Source organism: uncultured Shewanella sp. (assembly GCF_947501665.1).
Classification (GTDB): Bacteria; Pseudomonadota; Gammaproteobacteria; order Enterobacterales; family Shewanellaceae; genus Shewanella.
Genome location: NZ_CANMWS010000116.1, coordinates 1 through 214, shown reverse-complemented (window position 1 = coordinate 214; position 214 = coordinate 1). Strand labels below are relative to the sequence as shown.

1 protein-coding gene is annotated in these 214 nt (G+C 42.5%); it reads left to right on the top strand.

What is annotated here, in order from left to right; translation table 11 throughout:
- Positions 1-183: hypothetical protein (locus Q0976_RS24140; RefSeq protein ID WP_299497414.1), on the top strand; the 183-nt coding region annotated here is incomplete at its 5' end.
- Positions 184-214 lie beyond the last annotated feature (31 nt).

Genomic DNA, 214 nt, shown 5'->3' with positions numbered 1-214 from the left:
TCTCCCCATGTGAGAGTAGGTCATTTCCAGACGCCAAATAAAACGAAAGCCCTAGCAGAAATGCTAGGGCTTTTTTTATTTGGCGGAAATGACACTCTCACATGGGGAAATAGGAAAGTACATGCAGAGCATGTTTCATACCAATCTGGAAAACTAACTGATCAACTTTGCCCAATCTCTTGAACACATTTTCGTGATTCTTGCTGGACTCTCG